The sequence below is a fragment of the Sphingomonas sp. NBWT7 genome (assembly GCF_014217605.1).
Classification (GTDB): Bacteria; Pseudomonadota; Alphaproteobacteria; order Sphingomonadales; family Sphingomonadaceae; genus Sphingomonas.
Window position 1 is genome coordinate 2,320,824 of record NZ_CP043639.1, and the last position, 22,172, is coordinate 2,342,995.

Annotated in this window: 19 protein-coding genes; 5 read left to right on the forward strand and 14 right to left on the reverse strand. The window is 65.7% G+C overall.

The features are described 5' to 3' along the window. Positions 1 to 8: 8 nt before the first annotated feature. A complete protein-coding gene (gmd, locus tag F1C10_RS11315; RefSeq protein WP_185206263.1) occupies positions 9 to 1,130 on the reverse strand; it encodes a GDP-mannose 4,6-dehydratase in 1,122 nt (373 codons plus the stop codon). A gap of 159 nt (positions 1,131 to 1,289) precedes the next feature. On the opposite strand from gmd, the gene F1C10_RS11320 reads away from it, so the two are divergent. Further along, on the forward strand, positions 1,290 to 1,439 hold the full coding sequence (locus F1C10_RS11320) for a hypothetical protein (protein WP_185206264.1): 150 nt from the start codon (positions 1,290 to 1,292) through the stop codon (positions 1,437 to 1,439). Positions 1,440 to 1,874: 435 nt separating this feature from the next. Here the strand turns inward: F1C10_RS11320 and F1C10_RS11325 are convergent, their stop codons facing one another. From F1C10_RS11325 to F1C10_RS11335, 3 genes are read right to left on the reverse strand one after another with little or no spacing between them, the layout of a single operon-like run. Further along, positions 1,875 to 2,495, reverse strand: coding sequence for a S1/P1 nuclease (locus F1C10_RS11325; RefSeq protein WP_258042874.1), 621 nt, complete (start codon positions 2,493 to 2,495; stop codon positions 1,875 to 1,877). 38 nt (positions 2,496 to 2,533) lie between these two features. Then, entirely contained in the window at positions 2,534 to 2,731 is a 198-nt protein-coding gene (locus tag F1C10_RS11330) for a hypothetical protein (protein WP_185206266.1), read from the reverse strand. Positions 2,732 to 2,781: 50 nt separating this feature from the next. Continuing rightward, positions 2,782 to 2,985 carry a helix-turn-helix domain-containing protein gene (locus tag F1C10_RS11335; protein ID WP_185206268.1) on the reverse strand — a complete coding sequence of 68 codons (204 nt, stop codon included), beginning with the start codon at positions 2,983 to 2,985 and terminating at the stop codon, positions 2,782 to 2,784. A 123-nt stretch (positions 2,986 to 3,108) separates the two neighbouring features. Between F1C10_RS11335 and F1C10_RS11340 the strand changes: the two genes are divergently transcribed. Further along, positions 3,109 to 3,711 (forward strand): hypothetical protein, encoded by a 603-nt coding sequence (locus F1C10_RS11340; protein ID WP_185206270.1) that lies wholly within the window; start codon positions 3,109 to 3,111, stop codon positions 3,709 to 3,711. A 182-nt stretch (positions 3,712 to 3,893) separates the two neighbouring features. Further along, positions 3,894 to 5,357, forward strand: coding sequence for a DNA modification methylase (locus F1C10_RS11345; RefSeq protein WP_185206272.1), 1,464 nt, complete (start codon positions 3,894 to 3,896; stop codon positions 5,355 to 5,357). Between the two features lie 22 nt (positions 5,358 to 5,379). On the opposite strand, the gene terL is transcribed toward F1C10_RS11345, so the two are convergent. Next, positions 5,380 to 6,846: a phage terminase large subunit gene (terL, locus tag F1C10_RS11350; protein WP_185206274.1), complete on the reverse strand. Its 1,467-nt coding sequence runs from the start codon at positions 6,844 to 6,846 to the stop codon at positions 5,380 to 5,382. Continuing rightward, a complete protein-coding gene (locus F1C10_RS11355; protein WP_185206276.1) occupies positions 6,843 to 7,262 on the reverse strand; it encodes a DUF5681 domain-containing protein in 420 nt (139 codons plus the stop codon). The genes terL and F1C10_RS11355 overlap by 4 nt, the downstream gene beginning before the upstream one ends. Before the next feature lie 760 nt (positions 7,263 to 8,022). Between F1C10_RS11355 and F1C10_RS11360 the strand changes: the two genes are divergently transcribed. Continuing rightward, a complete protein-coding gene (locus tag F1C10_RS11360) occupies positions 8,023 to 9,249 on the forward strand; it encodes an integrase arm-type DNA-binding domain-containing protein (protein WP_185206278.1) in 1,227 nt (408 codons plus the stop codon). A gap of 296 nt (positions 9,250 to 9,545) precedes the next feature. Here the strand turns inward: F1C10_RS11360 and F1C10_RS11365 are convergent, their stop codons facing one another. The 7 genes from F1C10_RS11365 to tssK all read right to left on the reverse strand — a co-directional run bounded on the left by F1C10_RS11365 (position 9,546) and on the right by tssK (position 19,831). Next, positions 9,546 to 10,385 carry a hypothetical protein gene (locus F1C10_RS11365; protein WP_185206280.1) on the reverse strand — a complete coding sequence of 280 codons (840 nt, stop codon included), beginning with the start codon at positions 10,383 to 10,385 and terminating at the stop codon, positions 9,546 to 9,548. A 178-nt stretch (positions 10,386 to 10,563) separates the two neighbouring features. Beyond that, positions 10,564 to 12,390 (reverse strand): serine/threonine-protein kinase, encoded by a 1,827-nt coding sequence (locus F1C10_RS11370; RefSeq protein ID WP_185206282.1) that lies wholly within the window; start codon positions 12,388 to 12,390, stop codon positions 10,564 to 10,566. Then, positions 12,384 to 13,139, reverse strand: coding sequence for a PP2C family serine/threonine-protein phosphatase (locus F1C10_RS11375; protein ID WP_185206284.1), 756 nt, complete (start codon positions 13,137 to 13,139; stop codon positions 12,384 to 12,386). Before F1C10_RS11375 ends, F1C10_RS11370 begins: the two co-directional genes overlap by 7 nt. Beyond that, complete coding sequence (gene tagF / locus F1C10_RS11380) at positions 13,136 to 13,582, reverse strand: type VI secretion system-associated protein TagF (RefSeq protein ID WP_185206286.1); 447 nt, start codon at positions 13,580 to 13,582, stop codon at positions 13,136 to 13,138. Before tagF ends, F1C10_RS11375 begins: the two co-directional genes overlap by 4 nt. Beyond that, complete coding sequence (gene tssM, locus F1C10_RS11385) at positions 13,579 to 17,109, reverse strand: type VI secretion system membrane subunit TssM (protein WP_185206288.1); 3,531 nt, start codon at positions 17,107 to 17,109, stop codon at positions 13,579 to 13,581. Before tssM ends, tagF begins: the two co-directional genes overlap by 4 nt. Next, on the reverse strand, positions 17,109 to 18,497 hold the full coding sequence (gene icmH, locus F1C10_RS11390; protein ID WP_185206290.1) for a type IVB secretion system protein IcmH/DotU: 1,389 nt from the start codon (positions 18,495 to 18,497) through the stop codon (positions 17,109 to 17,111). Before icmH ends, tssM begins: the two co-directional genes overlap by 1 nt. Further along, positions 18,494 to 19,831, reverse strand: a complete 1,338-nt coding sequence (gene tssK / locus F1C10_RS11395) for a type VI secretion system baseplate subunit TssK (RefSeq protein ID WP_258042875.1) — start codon at positions 19,829 to 19,831, stop codon at positions 18,494 to 18,496. Before tssK ends, icmH begins: the two co-directional genes overlap by 4 nt. A 141-nt stretch (positions 19,832 to 19,972) precedes the next feature. Here tssK and F1C10_RS11400 point away from each other — a divergent pair, with 141 nt between their 5' ends. Continuing rightward, entirely contained in the window at positions 19,973 to 21,310 is a 1,338-nt protein-coding gene (locus tag F1C10_RS11400; protein WP_185206292.1) for a M23 family metallopeptidase, read from the forward strand. Positions 21,311 to 21,332: 22 nt separating this feature from the next. Here F1C10_RS11400 and F1C10_RS11405 read toward each other — a convergent pair whose 3' ends face one another. Beyond that, entirely contained in the window at positions 21,333 to 22,172 is an 840-nt protein-coding gene (locus tag F1C10_RS11405; RefSeq protein WP_185206293.1) for a type II CAAX prenyl endopeptidase Rce1 family protein, read from the reverse strand.

Consider the following 22,172-nt stretch of genomic DNA (forward strand, 5'->3'; position numbering starts at 1 on the left):
CATGACTTTCAATTCTCAACTGATACCGGCAGCTCGTAGCCGTGCAGCTTGAGGAGGGCGTAACGCTTTGCCGTCTTCAAATCTTCGAGCACCATCTCCTTGCACATATCCTGCACACTGATCTCCGGCATCCAGCCAAGCCTTTCCTTGGCGCGAATGGGATCGCCAAGCAGGGTATCAACCTCTGCGGGACGGAAGTAACGCGGGTCGATCCGCACGATCACGTCGCCGACATGTACCGAAGGTGCATCGTCACCTTCGACACTCACGACGACCCCGACCTCTTCCACACCACTACCTTCAAAGCGCAAAGCCACGCCAAGGTTCTTCGCGGACCAGGTGATGAACTCCCGTACGGAATATTGTACACCGGTGGCAATGACAAAGTCTTCGGCTTGATCCTGCTGAAGCATCATCCATTGCATACGGACATAGTCTTTCGCGTGCCCCCAGTCGCGCAAACTATCGATATTGCCCATGAACAAGCACGATTCGAGACCCTGGGCGATATTAGCCAGTCCACGAGTGATCTTGCGAGTCACGAAGGTTTCGCCACGACGCGGACTCTCGTGGTTGAACAATATTCCGTTGCACGCATACATACCGTATGATTCACGATAATTCACCGTAATCCAGTAGCCATAAAGTTTTGCAACCGCGTACGGGCTGCGAGGATAGAAGGGAGTCGTTTCTTTCTGCGGCGTCTCTTGAACAAGCCCGTAGAGCTCGGATGTAGACGCCTGATAGAACCTAGTCTTCTTCTCGAGCCCGAGGAATCGAATTGCTTCCAACAATCGGAGCGTACCGATGCCGTCGACATCGGCCGTATATTCAGGAGACTCAAAGCTTACAGCCACGTGGCTCTGAGCGCCGAGGTTATAAACCTCATCTGGCTGAACCTCTTGGATGATACGCGTAAGGTTCGATGTGTCTGAGAGATCTCCATAGTGCAGCTTAAGCTTCGGCTGATCAGAATGCGGGTCTTGGTAGATGTGGTCGATGCGCTGCGTGTTGAACAGCGAGGCACGGCGCTTGATGCCATGCACTTCATATCCTTTCTCGAGCAGGAACTCCGCGAGGTACGATCCATCCTGACCGGTGACGCCGGTAATAAGCGCTACTTTCCGCACGATTAAACTTCCCCCCGAAAGCACGCCGCCAGTCTACCAGGGGCGCGTTCAATGCCAGGGGACCCTCATAGAGCAAAAATGCTGCGATGCAGCCTATATTCGCTCCCAGAGTTCATTTCATAGATCGCTATTCTGGCGGGACGCCTGGAGAGGGTACGCATGGCGATGAGTAACCATGCGGTAGCGCTGTCGATGGTTGCCTCTAAGTCGCGTACCAGTCACCTGCATCGGGTGGTTCAGGCGAAGAAATCGTTCGATGCCCCATCTTATGGGCAGAAGGACGAAGTCTGTGACGCCGGCGATCGCTGAGCAATTTCGATGGCCGATGACTCAGAAGGTTCGATGGCTCGCATCATTTGTTGGCCGCGATAGACGCAATCAGCCAGGATGTAAGTCACAGGAGAGAAGCGCAGCAAAGCGATATGAACAAGAATGTTGGTTCGCTTCTCCGTACCATTTTTTTGCGGGCAAGTTGGTCTAGCGGCAGTAACGAGCGATCTATGTTCCGTCGATCCGCGATTCTACCGACTTGAGTGAATAGCGGTAGCCTACAGCTAGACGCCGCCACAAATACGAAATATTATTCATTTACCTAGCAAAGACCTAATTCAGATAAGCCGAAATACGGATGCCCGCCCGTTTTAGGCGCCCTTCGAGCGCGTCATGATACTGATAACCGTATCCCCAGCTCAGCTTTAGGTCTGCGGGGTAGATTGTCTCGCGAAATTCGATGCTCTCGGTCATTCAGGTGGTCGGACGTACGGCGCTCCACGCAACGATGTCGTGAGGCGTTATCGTACGCGAGAGAAAGCGGGCGTATTCGCTGTACGATAGCTTCTCGTTGTCAATCAGCCCTGAATCCCACAGCGCGTGTAAATTGGTGGGACGGTTGAAGAACGAGACTGGCGTCTCATTGCCACCCCGGTCGTTTCTGCGGCCGACGTGAAGCGGTTGGCGCAGGTCACCGTTGATGTGGACAATGAACCGCAAGGCAATTCGCCGGTCCTCGATAGGTGCCTTGGGATCCCGAAGTGTCGCGGTAAACTTCGTGAGCGCGGTTATCGCGTCACCCTCCGGCGGCGCCATGCTCGGCTTATACGCAGTGCCCGAGGCGACGGTAACGTAATGCCACGGGCTGGCTGCCTTCTGCCAGAACGGGTCCGGGTTCGACTTATGCTCGTCGGGGTAGGTCGAGGCTTCGGCAAGTGTCTCATTGCCGATGAGCAGCGCAATATTCGCCCGTGCAAGGCCACTGAGGTTCTCGTCGGCGATGGCGCCGGTGATGCGGTGGCCGTTTGGGCCCCAGGCGAGCGCGGGGGTTGCGGCAAAGATAGCGGCAACAGTTAGAAGTGAGCGGATCAGCATGCCGGGCCAGTAGCCCGGCAAAGCTGAACCGGAAGCAGCTATGTGACGCCAGGCTGCGATAACGTTGCGGCGGCCTCCGCTAACAGCCGCGCCTGATCAATCGCGGCGGCAACGCTAGTCACGCGCTGCGAAACAGAGGCTTGCTCCTGCAGTACCGCGACAGCGCTCGCGTCCTCGAGCAGCGCTCCGACCCGCGCCAGCAGCAGTTCGACCAGATCCTCGTCGTTGGTGTCCATAGTGACACGATGCCGAGATCAGCGCTGAAGTCGACCCGCAGCTTTCAGTGTCAGGCGAGAAGCTCGCTGGCAGTAACCTCGAGTGGAACAGCGAGCTTCTCGACCACCGTTATCGTCGGGTTGCGCTTTGCCCGTTCGATGTCGCTGACATAGGTGCGATGGATGCCGGCACGGTCGGCGTAATCCTCCTGGCTCCAGCCCTTGGCCTCGCGCAGGCGGCGGACGTTGAGGGCAAGGCGGCTGCGGATTTCCACAACCCGCCAAAGACGCCCCTGTATCTCATCGATCTACAGACGATCGGTGACATTCGAGTTGACTGTCAGCCGAAGCAGAGCATGTGTCGCCTCCTGAGACTCATCGTCGACAGGAGGGATGACATGGACGTGACGCAAGCAAAGCAACTGGTGGTACGCGCCTGGCCGCAGATCGTAGCGGAGACACGCGAACAGCTTGGTGGCGAGCTGCACTATCAGGCGGTTGCCTATCACTGCCTGCGCCAGGCGGGCGTTCCCGCCCGGCAAATGGGCATGAACGTCAAACAGTGGATCGATGCGCCAATATCCTCGCTGTTCCAGGCGTGGGACCAGAAGAAGAAAGAGGCATTTCGCGGTGGCTTCGAGCCGGTGCCCGATATCGTGCTCTTCAAGCCCGAGGTCGCGGGGAACTGGCAGCGCCGTAACGCGGAAGCGACCATCGCCAACATGCTGATGGCCATCGAGGTCAAAGCATCGGAACGCGCCAATGGTCGCTTGTCAGTTGCCGAAATCAACCGCGACATCGCCAAGCTCGCCGCTCACCGCCAGGAGATCGAGCATCGCGGCCATGCGATGACGCCGGTGATGATGGTCATCGATGTCGCGAGCGACGCACGTGAGCGAATGCGGGATCAGGATGTCGCCTATTGCGCTGCCCAAGCGGCCGAGCAGCAGGTTGGCTGGATGTATGTCTCGCCTGACGCGGATGCCTGCGTAATCAACTGACTACTATTGACACCCCAAACGGACGCTCCACGATAGGAGGCGTCTGTTGATCAGATCACCACGCCAAGGAGGGCAGGTGTTGCTCGGTTGTCGAGCAGCCTGTCCGCGTGCGTGGTCCGGCTGTTCGTCATTCTCACGGCAACACCTGCGCTGGCGTCGGTGTTCACTATGGGAGAATGACGATGACGGATCTGGAGAATGCGACGCCGGCAAAGCGCGGCGGCAAGCGGCAGACAGGCATGCTCGGGGACACGTTGAAGGAGGCGTTCGCCGACACGTCGCGTGCCCGCGCGGCGCGTGAGAAGCGGGTCGGCACCCACGAGCGGCGGGCCGAGATTGTGACACGCCGCAACGACCTCGTGCCCGAGCTCGTCATCGTCATGCGTCCGGTCACCGAGCTCATCGCGCCGACCCGTCGCACGCGCAAATACGATCCGGGCGACGTGATGGAGATGGGTAATCATCTCTCGGCGTTCGGCTTCGTCCAGCCCATCATCATCGGGCGCGATGGCCGCACCATCGTCGATGGTGAGCTGAGGCTCGAGGGCGCGCGCTGGCTCGGGCTCGAGCAGGTGCCGTGTATCCTCCTTGCCAACCACAGCCGCAGCGAAGAGCGTGCGCTGCGGCTCGCGCTCAACCGGCTTGGGCAGCGCCGCAGCTGGGACATGGATGCGCTGCGTCTCGAAATCGAAGAGCTGCTGATCGAGGAGCAGCCCATCGAGCTGCTCGGCTTCGATGCGGTCGAGCTCGACCAGATCATGGTCGAGGAGAAAGCGGACGATGAGGAGACCGTCGATATCGCCGAGGGGCCAGCTGTCGCTCGTGCAGGTGACCTGTGGATCCTGGGCGACCACCGCCTCCTGTGCGGCGACGCGCGTGAAGCGGCGAATTACGAGATGCTGATGCCGGGGGAGCAAGCCCAGCTCATCCTCACCGATCCGCCGTACAATATCGCCGTCAGCGACATCGTCTCGACGCAGCACGCCGAATTCGCCTTTGCCTCGGGCGAGATGAGCGATGATGAGTTCGCAGCCTTTCTCACCGGCTTTATCACCGCAGCGCAGCCGGTGGTGGTCAAGGGTGCGGTGGTCTTCGCGTTCATGGACTGGCGGCAGATCGAGCTCCTGCTGCGGGCCGGCCGCGGCGCAGGGCTCGAGCTCCTCAACATCATCACCTGGGTCAAGGCCAATGCCGGCCGCGGCAGCCTCTACCGCTCGCAGCACGAGCTCGTCGCGATGTTCAAGACGCACGGCGAGCACAAGAACCGAATCCAGCTCGGCAAGCGCGGTCGCAACCGCTCCAACGTCTGGTTCGCGCCGGGTGCTGGTACCGCGGGCAGCGATGCGCGTGCGTTCCTGAAAGAGCATCCGACCTCGAAGCCGGTGCAGCTGCTGGTCGACGCAATGCTCGACGTGACCGACCCGGGCGACATCGTCATCGACGCCTTCGGCGGATCCGGGAGCACGCTCATCGCCGCCGAGCGCACCAAGCGGCGCGCGCGCGTCATCGAATATGAGCCGCGCTATTGCGACCTCATCGTTCGGCGCTGGGAAGCAGCGAGCGGGGGGACGGCGCTGCTCGCTACTACCAGCAACAGCTTCGCCGACACCGCGCGCGAGCGCGAGCCTGTGCCGGGCAAGCGGTGAGCGTTAAACAGCAGAAGCAGGGCTAATAGCCCTGCTTCTCCCGCTCTTCCTTCCAGTAGCTGAGTTCGCGAAAGGTATGGTGGTTACGTCCCACATCGAACGCGTGCAGGAACTGCGTCATCGAATCGACCTGGTCATTGCGGCCCATCGGGAACGCTGCGATCTCGCTGAAGAAGGTAGCCTCCCACGGCTGGTCAGCGAGATAGCAGACGCGTCCAGCTTCGATCTTGGGTGCCTGGTGCATGGCACGCTCGATCTTCGAGCTTTTCGGCGTGATCCATTCCAGCCAGGTAGCGCCTTCCTGCCTTAGCTGCTGAACAAGCGCGATGCCGCTCGACGCCTTCTCGATGATGACCAATTTGGGCTTGTGCTTGGCATATTGCGCTCGCACCGCCTGAAGGAGCTGGGGATAGCTCAGCCGCTCGCGAAAGACGTCGAGCAGCACGAAGCTCTTCCCGCGGACGCCCCAGGTCGTGCAGACCGACCAGGCGGCCGTCGCTTCCTCGCTGATGGCCGTATCCCAGCTCTGATATTTGGCTTCGAAATAATCGTAGGGGAGCTTCACCTCGGGGATGGAGCGGAAGTCTTTCAGCTTGAAGATATTGCCGCCGAGCGCCTTGGGGTCCTGGAGGATCTGCGCGGCATAGGCCGCCTCGCCGAGGTCGAGCTTGAGCTGCTCGAGCGCTGCATGATCGAACCGCTCGGGGTAGAGGAGGTCACCGGGCTGAAGCTGCCAGCGCTCTTTCTCGCCGATGTCGAAGCTCATTGGCTTTAGCGCCTCGGCCGGGACCGACAGCATCTTCCATCCACCGTCGTCGCGCAGCTTGCCGATGAGGTCCTCGGTGTGCAGCCGCTGCGAGATGACGATCATCCGGCCGTCGGCGGGCTTGTCGAACCGCGACATTAGCGTGTTGGTGATCCAGCCATGCGCCTCGTTGCGCGCAGCTTCCGAGACCACCGCGTCCTTTGCCTTCAGCGGGTCATCGACGATAATAATGTCGGCGCCCTTGCCGGTGACCGAACCATCGACCGATGTCGCACGGCGATAGCCACCCGCCGTCGTCTCGAGCCGATGCAGCGCGCCGCCATCGGCGGCGATCAGCGTCTTGGGGAACAGCGCACGGTAGAGCGGCGATTGCATGATTTTGCGGCTCTGCACTGCAAAGTCGCGCGACAGTTCGTCGCCATAGGAGGCGCAGATGATCTTGAGCGAGGGGTCACGGCCAAGAAGCCATGTCGGCAGTGCCACGGAGCCCGCGAACGATTTGCCGAAGCGCGGCGGGATGGCGACGAGCAGCCGCTTGATCTCGCCCGAGGCAACTCGCTCGAACGTACGCGCGAGGAGCTTGGTGTGGTTGGCGGGCAGGAACTCACCCGACGGCACCGCCTCGCTGAAGATGAGCTCCATATAGTCGATGAGGCTCTTGCGGGCGTACTCGTACACCCGGCCGCGCATCGCTGCGCGGGCGCTGTTGGGATCTTCGGTCACGACCGGCGCCTCAGGATGGCGAGTTCGGCCGCGCTCAGCGGTTCGACCACTACCGCTGCGCGATCTTCGTCGTTCAGCAGGCGGTCGCGCAGCGCCTCGGCTATCACCAGCGCTTTGAGATCGCCGCTCGCGACCTTGGTGGCGAGCTGGTGATAGCCAATCTCGGTCGGCGTTTTGCGGTACTTGCGACCGCCGAGCGTCACCGGCCGCGGCGTATCGAGCGCTTCGCGCAGCAGCGTCTTGCGATTTTTCGCGCCCTTGGGCCGCCCCGGTCCGCCGCGACCGCCCGGTTTGAAGCGGCTGTGCACCGGCGGCTTGTTCTTGCCGACCTCATAGCCGAGCGTTTCGAGCGGCACGTCCGTTGATGCCTCGGGCGCCGTGCTGCGGCTGCCCTCGCTGTTGAACCTAACCGGCATGGGACGCGACTCCCATGCTCGTAGCTGTCATTACGTGCCGGCTTCGCCGGCTGCCCTTGCTGGACATACGTCCCCCTTGTACAGTTACCGTCAACAATGTGGGTACCTGCATTCCAAGGAGGCAAAGCCTCGCCCGTCACACGAAAGGTCACGGGTCTTGAAAGCCATGTGCTACAAACAACCGCCCGCACGTAAGGTCAAGAGCGCCGGGAATAATTCCTGACTGCTTTCCCGTTTCTTTGCAGCTTTTCCCGTTTAGATCCGCCGGGAAAGTCGCAATGCGAGGAGCTAGCAGCGAGGTTAGACACCCTCCGCGAAGCGCGTTCGCAAACGACCAAACAAGGCTTTTCCCGTTATCCGGCGTTTTAATCCGGGAAAGATGCTCGCGACCGTCGGAAGTGAAAACGGCAGCATTTCACAACCGTACCACCGGCACTTTCTCCGGAGAAACGGCTCACGTTTCTTGTTGTTTCAGGGGTGAAGTGGGTTCTCTGCGGTACTGCATGGCGACAAAAAAACGCGCAGAAGTGCGCGTTTTCAGCTGCAGAGAACGATGAATAGCAGATGTTCTCAGACTAATTGGCGGAGACGGAGTCCGACGAACTCTCGCGTTCGTGGTTAATCACGAACGACCGCTGTTGCGCGAAAAGCATGGCGTTTCGAGAGCATTAGCTGTCGCAGATGTCCCTTGGTTCGTTCGCCGACGTTCGTACTGAACCGCATAAAGCCAAGTTGAAAGTGGGCATGAAAGTGGGCATGAATGAACGGCAGTTCACTCGTGGAAGGATCTGCCGTGGCTCGTGCCCTAAATCTGCTGACAGCTCGCCAAGTCGCGACCTTGAAGGAGCCTGGTCGCCACGCCGATGGTGGCGGCCTCTATCTGCGGATCACGTCTGCGGGAGCGAGGTCGTGGGTGTTCATGGCCACGCGCAACGGAAAGCGAGCAGAAATCGGTCTCGGTGCGGCCAGCACAGTTTCTTTAGCCGCTGCGCGTAGCCTTGCGACGAAGATGCGTCAGATGGCCGCTACTGGGGATGATCCACGCCAAGTACTTGCACCGAAGGTCGTTGCGGCCCCGGTCGTCAGAACGTTCGGCGATTTTGCGGATGAGTACATCGCCAGCGTCGAGGCGGGTTGGAAGAACGAGGTTCATCGGCAACAGTGGCGACAGAGCCTGCGCGATCACGCCGCCCTGCTGCGCGATATTCCTGTCGCAGAGGTGAGCACCGACGACGTGCTGGTGGTGCTTAGCCCTATTTGGACGACGAAGGCCGAAACCGCAAAGCGCGTTCGTGGTCGGATCGAACGCATACTTGATGCTGCGAAGGCTCGTGGGCTCAGGCCGCGTGATGCGATGAATCCTGCGAGTTATCGAGGCCATTTGTCGCACCTTCTTCCTGCTCAATCCAAGCTAGCGCGTGGTCATCACGCGGCGCTAGCCTGGCAAAAGCTGCCCGAGTTCATGACAAAATTGCGGGCGCGTCCCGCACTCGCTGCGCGTTGTTTAGAGTTCGTGATACTCACTGCGGCTCGAAGCGGAGAGGCGCTCGGGGCAACATGGGGCGAGATCGACTTCGGCCGGCAGCTTTGGACGGTGCCGAAGGAGCGGATGAAGGCCGGGGTTGCGCATGACGTTCCGCTGTCATTTGAAGCAGTAGCCGTGCTGGAGACGTTACGCCCAAAGGAATCCTCGGCCGCATCGCCAGTCTTTGCCGTCGGAGGTGCTCAACGATCGAATATGGCGATGGCCATGCTGCTGCGGCGGATGGGGCGTTCAGACATTACCACGCATGGTTTTCGATCGACTTTCCGAGACTGGGCTGGAGACGCGACTAGCTTTCCCCGCGAGCTTATCGAACAAGCCCTCGCGCACACCATACAGAGCAAGGCTGAACGAGCATATCGCCGCGGAACTGCAATCGAGAAGCGCAGGCAGCTTATGGAAGATTGGGCGAGCTTCGTAGTTGGCAGGCACCGGGGCGCTTAATGTTAGCGCTAGGTGCAATCTGATCGATGCAGTGGCGCGATGACCCGCTAATGGTCGCTCAACTCGCGTCGGGACGAGGAGAGGTGTGCCAACGGCACCGGATTCGACACCGTGCGCTAGGCTAGCGCGCAGAAGAAGTTGGTAGTCAAGATGGCTATGAACGCCATGGCCGCCACCGCGCAGTCCGGTCATCCGCTCGGCGGACTATTGGTAAGGCGATGCCGGCAGACCCTTTGAAAAAGATGCCGCTACCGGAATAAGGAAACATTCCGCAAAGCCTGTACGACCGGGCGTCGCTAGCGCCTGACGTCGAAGCTCCGCCAATCCGCTGTTTCGATCAAGTGTGGCCGACTCATCGCGCGGCGCGCAAGAATCGTACAGGTCGTCGGCTGCCCGCCCTTCAACAATTCGCGCAGCCGCCGCTCGGGCGGGGCGCCCTTGATGATCTTGCTCACCGATGTCTTGACGCCGCCCGGCACCTGCACCGCCTGAAATCGCATGCTGTTAGGCACGCGCCTGAAATCATACTGCCAGTGCACGCTCCAGTAGAAGCAGTCGAGGAAGTGCGGCACGCCGCCAGGATCGCGCGCGATCAGCGCGGTGCAGAAACCGATCTCGACCTGCGCCGCCTGCAGATAGTTCATCGCCTTGGTCCTGCCGTTGACGACGAAGACCTGAACGCCCCCAGAAGGGTTGTCCTGAAAATAGACCTCGGACGATGGATAGCCCCCTGGAATGTCGGGAAGATCGACCACGAAGCGCTTGTAGACGTCGTTCGGCCGGCTCTGTAGCCAGCACATCTTGTATTGGTCGAAATACCAGATCGCGCCGGGCCTGTCGCCGTCAAAGCACGCCTGCTGGGTGCGCGCCGGCGGCCGCGCATTCTGCTCGAACACGCTGCCGTCGCCCGGCGTCTCGCCGCGATACACCGTCCAGCGGGTATCGTAGCGCTGTACCTGCGCGAAGCCGATCGTCCAGCCGTGCAGCGACTTCGATCCGCGGCTCGCGAACAGGATCTCGCCCTTCGCCTCGATTGCGTGCGTCAGCCCGAACTTGATCAGCCCGCCCATTGGCTCGACCGGCGCGATCCGCGGGCGCTGCAGAATTTGGAGCTTGGACGACGCTATTCGTTCCATCGATGTCCCTACTGTATCACCGCGCCGACCCACCGCCACGTCAATTGTCGACCCAGCACTGCGAGGCGCGCATCACGCGCGATGAGCGACTTGCGCGATGAAAGGTTGCGTCCGCAGCTGGATCGATACTTGCTGAAGGCAGCGATTGCCCGCGTCGCATTATCCGCAGCGCCCGGCGTTACTGCCCCAGCGCCGAGCGCGCCGAAGCGACAGATTCGAACCACACCATCTCCGCGCGCCACCCGCGCTCGCCCGCCAGCGTCGCGAGGCGGTTCTGCCACTCGCTGCCGCGGCTGCCGAGCGGCGGGGCGAGCACGGCCTCATCGAACGGCCCCTTACCCGTTACCAGCAGCAGCCCTGACCAGCCCGCGTGATCGAGATCGATCTGCATCCGGTAGCGGTCACCGCCCAGATCAGTGATCGGCACGCCGTTCTTCGATTGCCGCACCGTTTCGGCGAAGGCGCGGCGGCTAGGGATCACCGGATCGATCCGCCCCGATGGCTCAACGCCGAGCAGCGCGAAATCAAGGCTCGGATCAGCAACCGCGACCGATACGATTGCGTTGGCGGCGATCTTGCCGGCATAGGCAGACTCGGGCGGCTGCGGGCGCATCTCGAACCGCCGCTGCGGCACCGACAGCCGGTTCGCGCCCGTCGCGCGAATCTGGCGGAACGCGTCGAGCGCGGCGCAGCCCGCCGGGGTAATCAGCGACACGTCAGCGAAGTCGATGGCGCGCGCCGCAGTGCCCTGCTGGCGCAGCGTGTCGGCAATCTCGTCCTGCGCCTGCGCCGGATCGCCCGCCACGCCGGTCAGCGCTATATCGACGCCGCGCTGCCGCTCGGTGATGTTGGTGATGCTGAGCCACGTGCAGCTTACCGAGGGCAGCGCCGCCTCGATCACCGCGCGCGATCGCTGCACGACGTCGCCCGTTGCCGGCCCCGTCTGCACCGCGGCCGTCTCCGCTTCCTCGCCACCGCGCAGCAGGAACAGCGCGGCGGCGATCACGAGCAGCACGGCCGCCACAATGCCTGCGATCAGCGGCATCGACAGGTTACGCCTGGTCGCGCCCGGCACCTCGGCGGCGTCGAGTGTCGCGAGCACCTCATCCATGTCGCGCAGCCGATCGGCGGGGTTGGGGTGCACCATCTGCTCGACAACGCTGCGCAGCGGCAGCGGGATGGCCGACAGGTCAAGCCCTGCGCGCCGCTTGTCGACCGCATCGACCAGCGTGCCGCCGATCCCGAGATCGGCGCTGCGCGCTACCGCGAGGATGACCAGGCCGAGGCTGTACACGTCGGTCCACGGTCCCAGCCGCCGGTCGAAATCGCCTAGCTGCTCGGGCGCGACATAGCCTAGCTTGCCGGCAAAGCCGTCGCCGACGATCGTCGCCGTGCCGGGGTCGAGATCCTTGGCGATACCGAAGTCGATAATCTTGGCGCGCGCGAGATCGCCGCCGCTGAGCAGCACGTTGTCAGGCGACACGTCGCGGTGGATCGCACCGAGCCGATGCGCGGCGGCAAGCCCCGAGGCGAGCCGACGCAGCAGCCCGCCAAGTGCCGCCGGATCGGGTCGCAGAGATCCAAGCTCGTCGGACAGCGCGGTGCCGTCGATATATTCGGTGACGATGTAGAGGACGCCGAGATCAGGCTCCATCGCGAGCACGCGATACTGCACCACCGCCTCGTGATGCAGCCGCGTCAGCGTCTGCGCCTCGCGCTTGAACAGCGCGATGACATTGGGGTCCGCCGCAAGCGCGGGCAGCATCACCTTGATCGCGACGCGCTCGTCAGTGGCGAGGTTGGTACCCTCAAACACCTCGCCCATGCCGCCGCGTGCCAGGAAGCGGCGCACGCCGAACATGTGGTTGAGCACGTCGCCAGGCTTGATCGCCCCGCCCTGCGCCGGTGCCGCGGGCGCCGTCACTTCGAAACGCGTGCGATCGTAATCATCGCCGCCGCCGCTGGGCTGGAAAACGGTGCGATCGTCGTCGTCGCCGTTCACCATTGCGCGCCGCCGACGTTGAGCTGCGTCGTTTCTTGCACGCCGACGAGCACGGCGGTGACGTTGTCGGGCGCGCCCGCCTCGAGCGCGCCGGCGATCAGCGCGTCGAGCGCCGCCTGCCGATCCGCACCTGCCATGATCCGCGCAATCCCCGCCTCATCGACCGTTCCGGTGAGGCCGTCGCTGCACAGGAGGAAGAGGTCGCCGGGCAGCGCTTCGTCGGTCACTACGTCCACCGCGAGCCGCGCGCCGACGCCGACCGCGCGCGCCAGCACGTGTCCGCGCGGATGATGGCGCGCCTCGTCCGCGGTGATGAGGCCGCGATCGACCATCTCCTGCACCTGGCTATGGTCGCGCGTCAGCGGGTGGAGCGTGCCCTCACGCAGCACGTAGATGCGGCTGTCGCCCACCCACAGCGCCGCGAAGCAGCCGGTGCGGACGATCAGCGCGACAACGGTCGACCCCATCTGCTGCGTGCGGCGCTGCGCCTCGTTCCAGATGCGGCGGTTGGCGCTGTGGATCGCATCGGCGACAGTCTGCGTCGCCGCCTGAAAGTCGGCGGGCAAGTCGATGCTTTCCAATGCCTGCACGACGGCGTTCGACGCCCAGTCGCCGTGCGCGTGGCCGCCCATGCCGTCGGCGACCGCCCACAGGCCGAGCTCTTCGCGCGTGCAATAGCGATCCTCGTTGATGCGTCGCTTCAGGCCGGGATGCGTCGCCGCTACCGCGCGGATGCGAAGGCCGCCGCTCACGCCAGCATGCTCGCGAGCAGGTCGGGCGGCCGCGCGCCGACCAGTTCGGTTGCACCGGCATACCAACGTGCGGGCGCGCCGCCGGGCGCAGCGCCCGCCGCCTCCGCCAAATCATCCACCGACCAGTACTGCGTGATCGCGTCGTACAGCAGCGCTTCGCAGTGCGACGCGTCGCGATCACTCGCCTTGTACAGGAGCAACACCGGATAGCGCCGTCCCGCGGCATCTTGTGAGGCCGCAATCGCGCCCGCCACACCGTCGCCGTCGGCGCGCCACGGCTGCGCGGCGTCGAAGCGCGCGTCGAACGCATCGCCGTAGTGCGCACGCGCCGCCATCAGCGATGCCGACAGCCACGCGTCGAGCGCCTCGCGCTCCGCCGCCGGCATCCCGCGCGCGACGAAATCGCCGTGCGCCGGCAGCTTGCCGAACACCCACGCGCTCATAGGCTCGCCGGGCAGCGGAACGACCATATGCCGGCGCGGCTGAACGGATTGCGCTTGGTCGGCAGTGCGATCGCCAGCGTCGTGCGTTCTGAACCGGCACCGAATGCGGCCTGAATCATGCGCTCGCCCGCGTTGCGCTTGTCCGCCTTGTCGAGCAGGCGGAACAGCGCCCACGGGCCCTCCGCCTCAACCCGGTCGATTTCGGGGCCGGGCGGGCCGTCACCCCCCTTCGCCTCCGCGCCGCCGTCGCCGTAGAGCACGATCGACGCCTCCGGCAGCCCGCCGTTCGCCGACCAGAGCAGCGGCCGTGGCTGGTTGTTGCCCGCGGTGAAGCGATAGCGGGTACCGCCGCTCGACAATTCCACGGTCGCCACACCCCGGCCGAATGCCGCCACCTGCACTTTGATCGGCAGGCCGCCGGCGAGCAGATCGCGCAGCTCCACCGTCTGCGCGAACGCCTCGGGCGAGGATGGGTTGAGCGCGCCCGCCACCGGGTCGCCCTCGCGCCAGCGCCAGACGGGCCCGCCGGTGTCGATCATCGCGGCGAGCCGCTGCTGCACGAACTGGTCGATCACCCCGCCCATGCCGAACACGCGCAGCGTCTCAGCCATCGGCGCATCCGGCGCCGTCCCCGCGAAGAAAGGGTAATGCTCTTGGGCCACCTCCTTGCACGCTGGCAGGACGACCTTGGCATAGGCATCGGCGACCGCGCCGCTTGCCGCGCCGATCTGCGCCGCCGCGCCGCCGCCGGCGGCCGAGGTAACGAAGTCCTGCAGCTGCGGCGGGGCGCCGGCGGCGGACGCCTTCACCGTCGCCAGCGCTGCCGCCATCGACGCCTGCGTTGCGTCCGATCCACCGCCGCCGCCAACCGACTGCGCGGCGATCACCGCCTGCCCCGCCGCCTTGATGCCCGCGACGAACTCGTCGATCGGCGCGGAGTCACGGCCATCGCCGACATATTCGTGCAGATTGGCGAAGTAGAGGCTGATCTCGTCGCCCGCATCCAGCCCGCGCGCGCGATCGCGCCCGACTTCGTTGACGACGCGGCCGATCCGCGACCGGTTGAGGCCGTAGCGACCGACGCGCGCCAGTCCGGCCTGTGCGCCGCCGGTGAAGATCGTGTTCTTGCGCAGTTCGAGCAGCACGCGCTTTAGCGGCGACGGGCTCTTGGTCAGCGCGCCGAACGCGGCCGGATCGCGGAAATAGGCACCCGGCTTCATCGCCGCGATCAGCCCGTCCCACGCGGCGATATAGTCCTTCGCGTAGAGGCCCGCGACGCCCGGTCGCACGTTCGACAATTCCTCGCCGACACCCGCCTCCTCCGCGCCGCCCAGCACCCACAGATCGCGCTTCAAATCCTGCTGCACCGTGGCGAGACCCGGCAGGTAGGTCTTTTCATACCCTGCACGCGTAAAGAAATAGGGGATGCGGTAGTCGGCGACCGCGTCGGGCGCGGCGAAGGCGAGCACGTCCCCCTGCGACAGCACGTTCGCCGCCTCCCACGCCGGGCCGGCCGACGCCGCCTTCTGCCGCATCACCGCATAGGCGCGATCGGCGAGGCTCAGCGTCTGCACCGCCGCGCGCGCCGAGGCGACGAGTTGCGCATCCAGCGGCGGCTTGCGATTGGGCCACACCGCGGCGAGATCGCGATCCTCGAGCAGCGCGTCGAGGTGCCGCGTCAGCGCGGTGCGCTCGGCCTGGCTGTCCGCGCCGGGGTACAGCTCGCCCGCCCAATCGCCGGTCACCCACGCCTTCACCGTTCTGGCATCCATCGGCCCCTGCTGGCCCAGCATCAGATAGACCTTGAGCGGCTCGTACAGCGCCATCGGATCGCTGCCATTGGCCTTCATCACCGCTTCCAGCCGCAGCAGCAGGCGCGGCAGCATGATTCGGCGCAGCGCAGCGCGGTACGTCTCCTCCGCCTGATTACTGAGGCTGCGCTGATAGAGGCCGAAGGTCATCAGCAGCGGCGGGCCGCCTGCGCGGCGCTCGGCATAGCCGCGCGGCAGGTTGCGCAGCGTATCGAGGCCGGGCAACGCCGCGCGCAGATCGGCATCGTCCTCGCGCACCTGCACCAGATCGACGCCCGCCTCGCGCAGCTGGCGCTCTGCCGTGGCGGCGCGCGCCGCGAGATCGTTCTGGAAGCTGCGATTGCGCGCGTAGCTGACGCCCCATGCGCCGAGCACCAGCGCGGCCGCGACGCCGATGCCGATCAGCGCCGCGACCAGCTGCGCCCGGCGACGCGCCTTGGCGCGCGTGTCGATCGAGACTAGCCCCGCCTCGGGGAACATCACCTCGGTCAGCAGGCGGTTGAGGAAGTACGCGCGGCTGCGCGTCTCGATCGCCCCGCCCCCACTCGTACCCGGCGCGGGGGCCTCGTACACGTCGCCCATCGCAGCGAGAATGCGATCAAGCGGCGCGCCTTCCTGCACGCCGCTGGTGAGGTAGAAGCCGCGTAGCTGCGCGGGTGCCTCGTCCCCGGCGACGAACGCGCCTTCGGCGAAGCGCATCAGTCGCGCGCGCAGCGATCGCAGCTGTGCCGGGAAGCCGAGCATCATGCCGCGGCGACGCTGGTCGACCTCCTCGAACAACCGGCGCGCCTGACGGTCGGCGATCGCCTGCGCCGCGGTGTCGAAGGCATGGGCCAGCGCCTCGCCGGTCGGCCGGCCATCGGCGTAGGGCAGCGTCGCGCCGAGCACCGCGCGGCGGCCTTCGACGTCGAGATCGTCGAAATAGGCGTCGAACCCGGCGAGCAGATCGGCCTTGGTGACGATCAGGTAGACGGGAACAGCGGTCTCGAGCGTACGGCGCAGCTCCACCAGCCGCCGGCGCACCGCACTGGCATGCGCGTCGATCGCCGCACAGTCGCTGCCGACAAGCAGATCGACGCCGACCGCGACGATGATCCCGTTGATCGGCTGCGCCGGGCGGTTCTTCCTGAGGAGGTTGAGGAACGCCGCCCAGCCCGCGGCGTCGACCGTCGCGTCCGAATCCTGCGTGGTGTAGCGGCCCGCGGTGTCGACCAGCACTGCCTCGTCGGCGAACCAGAAATCGAGATTGCGCGTGCCGCCGACGCCCTTCACCGCCTGTTCGACGAATGGGAAGCGCAGGCCCGAGTGAAGCAATGCGGTGGTCTTGCCCGCGCCGGGTGGGCCGATGATGACGTACCACGGGCGGGTGTAAAGATAGTCGCGCTTGCCGCCCGATGCGGCGCGCAGCTTAGTGAGCGCATCGCTCATGCGCGAGCCGAGCGCGCGGCCTTCCTCCTCCGCCGCGTCAGGGCCGGCAAGCTCCCTGGCGATCGCGTCGGCGCGCTTTTTCGCGCGCCAGCGGCGGATGCCCCACCATATGCCCCACAGCAGGACGATGACGACGACGCCGGTGATGCGCACGCTCCACGGCCGCCAGAATGCGAACAGCCACGGCAGCGCCAGCAGCACGATCAGCACCAGCAACACCGCCGCCGTCAGCGTCACGGTGTACCAGTTGGACAGGAAGCGCCCGAGCGCGGAGAAGAAGCGCCGCATCAGTAGCGCCTCGGCACGGTGATCTCGACGCGGCGGTTGAGCGACTTGCCTTCCGCATTGTCGTTGGATGCGATCGGCACGCTTTCCCCCAGCCCCTTGGTCGAGACGCGCGACGGATCGGACAGATCGTCGCGGATCAGCCTGCCCACCGCCTCGGCGCGCGCCTCGGACAGCGCCATATTGTCCGGGAAGCGCACCGTCGCGACGCGATCATTGTCGGCATGCCCCTCGATCAGCACCGAGCCGCGCTCGGCCTCGATTGCGCGCCCGATGCGATGGAACAGCGTCTCGCGGCCCTGCTCCAGCTCGTCCGATCCCGATTCGAACAGCTGGCCCACGGTGGTGCGCACGCGCACCGTCTGCGCATCCTCCTCCACCTTGACGAGCCCTTCTCGGATCTCAGGTTCGAGGAAGCGGGCGATACGCGACGCCTGCGCACTCTGCTGCGGCGCCATCTCCGCGGCTGGCCGCGACAGCGTGACGCGCGTGTCGGGGTTGAGCGCGCCGAGCCGATTGGTCGGCAAGTCGCCGCTCGACGCGAGGATCAGCCGCAGAATGGCATAGACGAGCACCAGCAGCGCCAGCGCGCCGGCAGCGGCGAGCGCGAGGACGTTGAGCCCGATCCGCGTACGCGGCGCCTTCTCGCCGCGCCAATTGGGCACCAATTCAACCTGCGACAGCGAGCGCACGTGCGGAAGCGCGCCGTGCAGCCGCGTCATGATCTCCTGCAGCCGCCGCCGTCCGTCCGGCATGACGCGGAAGCGGCCTTCGAACCCGGCGGCGAGGCAGGCGTGGAACAGCTCGATCAGGTCGGCATTGTCGCTCGGCACGCGCAGCATGTCGTCGACCAGCTGCCAGAAGCGGTCGCCGCCGATATTCTCGTGAAAGAATTGCACCACCATCGAGCGGCGCGCCCATTCTGCGCCGTCCGTGCCGATGCCCGGAAGATTTTGCGCGACGTCGTCGGCGGTCGCGCACACTGCGTATTTCGCGCGCTGGCGCTTCTCTTCGGGATAATGCGGGGCGATGGCGCGCTCGAACGTCGCGATCGCCTTGGCGCATTCGCGATGGATCTCGGGCATCGGCATGCGTACGCGGCCGGCGCGGACGGCGGCGAGCAGCGCCAGCACCGGCTCCGCCTCTGCCAGCATGACGTTGCGGATGCGCGGCGGCGTCGCGGGCAGCGGCACGTCGTCGTCGGCGAGCCGTGACGGCGCGAGCGTGCCGCCGGCGGGCGCGTGGCCGGTGCGCGACAGCGGAGGCGGCGCGCCGTAGCCGCTCGAACCGTAGGCGGCGGCATCGGGCGTGCCCGTGCCGCGCTTCAATCCCTGGAGCGGTGACGGCCGGAAGACCGTCTTGTCGCCGTCCTCGCCGTCGCTTCCGTTCACCGCGTGCTCCGCTTCACGCACCACAGTTCGAGCTTCAAGCCCGGCCAGTCACCCGCGACGTGCAGCCCGAGCGCGGTGGCGGTGGCAAACTCGGCCCAGTCGGGTACGCCGCGATCAAGTTCGAAATAGACGAAGCCGGGTAGCACGCGCAGCTGCGGCGGCGGCGTCGGCGTATGCCGCAGGGGCACGCCCGGCAGCGCGGAATCGACGATCTGCCGCATGCGCTGTACTGATCCGATCTTGGCCACTGAGGGGAACAGCCCGCGGATCTCCTCCACCGGCGCGGCGGCGGAAACGGCGAGATAGAAATAGCCCGTCTGGTACAGCCCGTGATCGGTGATGCGCGAGACGTACGCGCCCGGGCCCGCCTGATCGAGCGGCAGCTGCACCGCGGAACGCTCGAACACCGCCGACAGCATCGACTGCAGCAGGTCGAACACGGGATCGAAGCACAGCTGCGGATCGACGTGATCGTAGCGCGGCAGCGGCGGCGCACGGCGCTCGGGCCGGATCAGCGTCGCGAGCTCCCCCGCCATCGACACCAGCGTCTCGTACAAGCGCTCAGGGTGTACGGTCGGCAGATACTGCAGATGCTCGAGCACCGGCATCCAGCGGTTGAGCGCCTGCAGCAGTAGGAAGCTGGCGAACGTGTCTGATCCGCCGTCTGTCGCTTCCACCGCGCGCAGCGCGAGTTCGCCGGCGCGCTGTCCCGCGCGCCCGACGATGTCCGCCAGCCCGCCACGCAGCCGCGTCGCGGCGACGATGTCGAGCGTCGCGGGAATGTAGCGATCGTCGAACATCAGCCGCTTGTTCGACACCTCCCGCACGCGTGCGAGGCCGAGCGTGACGCGGCCGTAGGTCTGGTCGCGCGTCACGCCGAAGCGCAGGTTCGGGCGCGCCAGCCCGACCGGCTCGCTGGTCCGGTCCGACGAGTAGGAATCGGTGATCTCGGCGTCGTCGACGAGGTAGCGCGCATCGAGACTGCCGCTCTCCGCATCGCGAAACTGCACCGCACCCGGCTGTCCCGCGGGAAGCGTCAGCGACACCAGCGCGTCGCGCGCATCGTCGGGCACGTCGAGCGGCGGCGGCGGCGGCATGTCTTCGGGTATCGCGAACGGCGTGCCGTCGGGCATGACGCCGACCGCGCGGGTGATCGCGAACTTGCCCAGCGCGGCGAGATCGTCGTCCACCACCAGTTCGGTCAGCCCCCACGGCCACGGCCGGACGGCGGCGATACGGGCATCGAGCTGCGCCTCGGCGTGACGATCCTGCGCTTGGAAGTGCTGCGGGCGAAGGAACATGCCTTCGGACCATGCGACTCGGTTCTTGCCCACGAATCGCTACCTCGACCCCGATTGTCTCGTCGGCACCGGACGGCGCCGCGCGCGGGTTATTGCCAAATCGCCCCACCGCGGCAATACCTTTGCGGCCGGCGGCAACGGCCTCGGCGCGGAAATAATGGCTCGGGGACAGGCGTGTACAATCGCGACGATCCGGAGCCTTCGTTCGATCCGCGGTCCTGGGCGGCCCCCGCCCCCGCCCCGGTCGCATCGGCGGCGCCGGCACGCGCCACTGCAACAGATGCGTCCCCGCGGGCAGGATCGCGCCGCCCTACGATCCTCGCCCTTGCCATTGCCGCTGCGGGCGCGATCGCCGCCCTTGCCGCACGGCCCGACGCGCCAAGCACGCCAGCGCAGCCAACCGCGATCGAGGCCCCGCCCCGCGGCACGGCGACGTTCGACGAGCGCGTGCTCAACCTGCCCGCGCCCGGACAGATCGCCGCCAGTCTCCGAGCATTCGGCATCGCCGAGGGCGACGCATCGGCCGCCGCCGGAATGGCGTCCCAAGCGCTCGGCGACGCTCCGGGCCCGCTGCGGCTCGCCGTCACCATGGCGGGCCCGCGCCTTCACGCGCTCACCGCGACGCATCCCAATGGCGGCGGCGTGGTAATCGAGCGCGATGCGGGCGGCGCGCTCGTCGCCAAGTCGATCGCCGCGAAGCTGGTGCGCCGGCTGACATTCGTGCGCGGCGAGCTCGACGGCGAGAGCTTCTACAGTTCCGCGGTCGCGGCGGGGGTTCGCGACGTGCTGGTCGGCGCTTTCGCCAACGCCTTCCGCTATGATTTCGACATGCAACGCGAGGTAAGCGCGGGCGACGTGTTCGAGGCCGGCTTCGAGGAGCGCGTCAACGCCGATGGTGAGCCGGTCGGCCCCGCGACGCTCGTCTACGCCTTTCTGTCGACGCCGGCGAAGACGCGCGCGCTATACCGCTACCAGCTGCCCGGCACAGATGAGGCGGAATGGTTCGACAGCGGCGGGCGCAGCAGCCGGCGCTCGCTGATGCGCACACCGGTTGAGGCGGCGCGGATCAGCTCGGGCTTCGGGATGCGCGGCCACCCGATCCTCGGTTTCCGCAAGATGCACCGTGGCACCGATTTCGCCGCGCCTACGGGCACGCCGATCTTCGCCGCGGGCGACGCGACGGTGACCTTTGCCGGGATGAAGGGCGCGAACGGCAATTTCGTGCGGCTACATCACGATAACGGCTGGGACACGCTGTACCTGCACATGAACGCGATCGCCGGCGGCATCGCGCCCGGCGCACGCGTGATGCAGGGGATGCAGATCGGCGAAGTCGGCACCACCGGTCGATCGACCGGGCCGCATCTCCACTATGAAGTGCATATCGACGGTGCACCGGTCGATCCGCAGTCGATCGAGACGGGTGGCGGACGCACGATCTCGAGCAACGCGATGGCCGCGTTCCGCAAGGCGCGCGATGCGATCGACGCGGAGCGCGCGGCGAACTCCTGATAGGGTGAAAGCCGGTCGGCGATCAGCCGCCAGCCCTCGCCGGCGGGGCCGGCATCGACGGTGCGATCCGCGGGTTGCCCCATCGCAAGATGAGCGCCACCGCCGCGGCAAGCGCAAAGGTCATCGCCAAACTCGCATTGAGCCCCGCGTCCGATCCGCCCCAGCGGACCGAGCCGGCGAGATCGAGGTCGAGCAGCGCGCCGAACGCGCCCGTGCCGGGATTGGGATCGAGCCCGACGCCGATCTGCTCGATCGCATTCCACGCGAGATGCGCGCCGAACGCAGCCGCGATGCCGCCGCCGCGCAGGGCGAGAGCGCCGAACACCACGCCGCCCAACAGCATGTTCACGATCGTCACTCCGTCGATGCCGGGCGCGCCCCCGTGCAGCAGCGCAAAGGCGAACGCGGTCGCGGCGACGCCGGCGAGCCGCCCGAGGCCATTCACCAGCAGCGGCTGGATTGTCCCGCGGAACATCGCCTCCTCGGCCAGCACCTGAAGCGTGATCGTTGCCAGCCCGACCGCGAACGCGCTTGCCGCAAATGCCGAAGTGCCGCGAAAAAGCGTGCCGGCAACCCCGCAATAGCCGATTGCGAGCGCGAGCGCAGCCGACCCTATCACCGCGCCGCCACCGAAGCGGCGCGTGGCGGCGCGGTCCGGCCGTCCGATCGGTACCTCGGCGAGCCGGCCGAGCAGCAGTGCGGCGAGCAGGATCGGCGCGTAGACCGCGAGCGTGAACAGCGCCTCCGCCGCAACGTTACCTAGCCCCTCGCCAATTGCTCCTAGCAGCGGCACGCCGAACCACAGCCACGCCCACACCAGCGCCACGCCGACCAGTGCGAAGGCAACCGGCCGCAGCCGCAC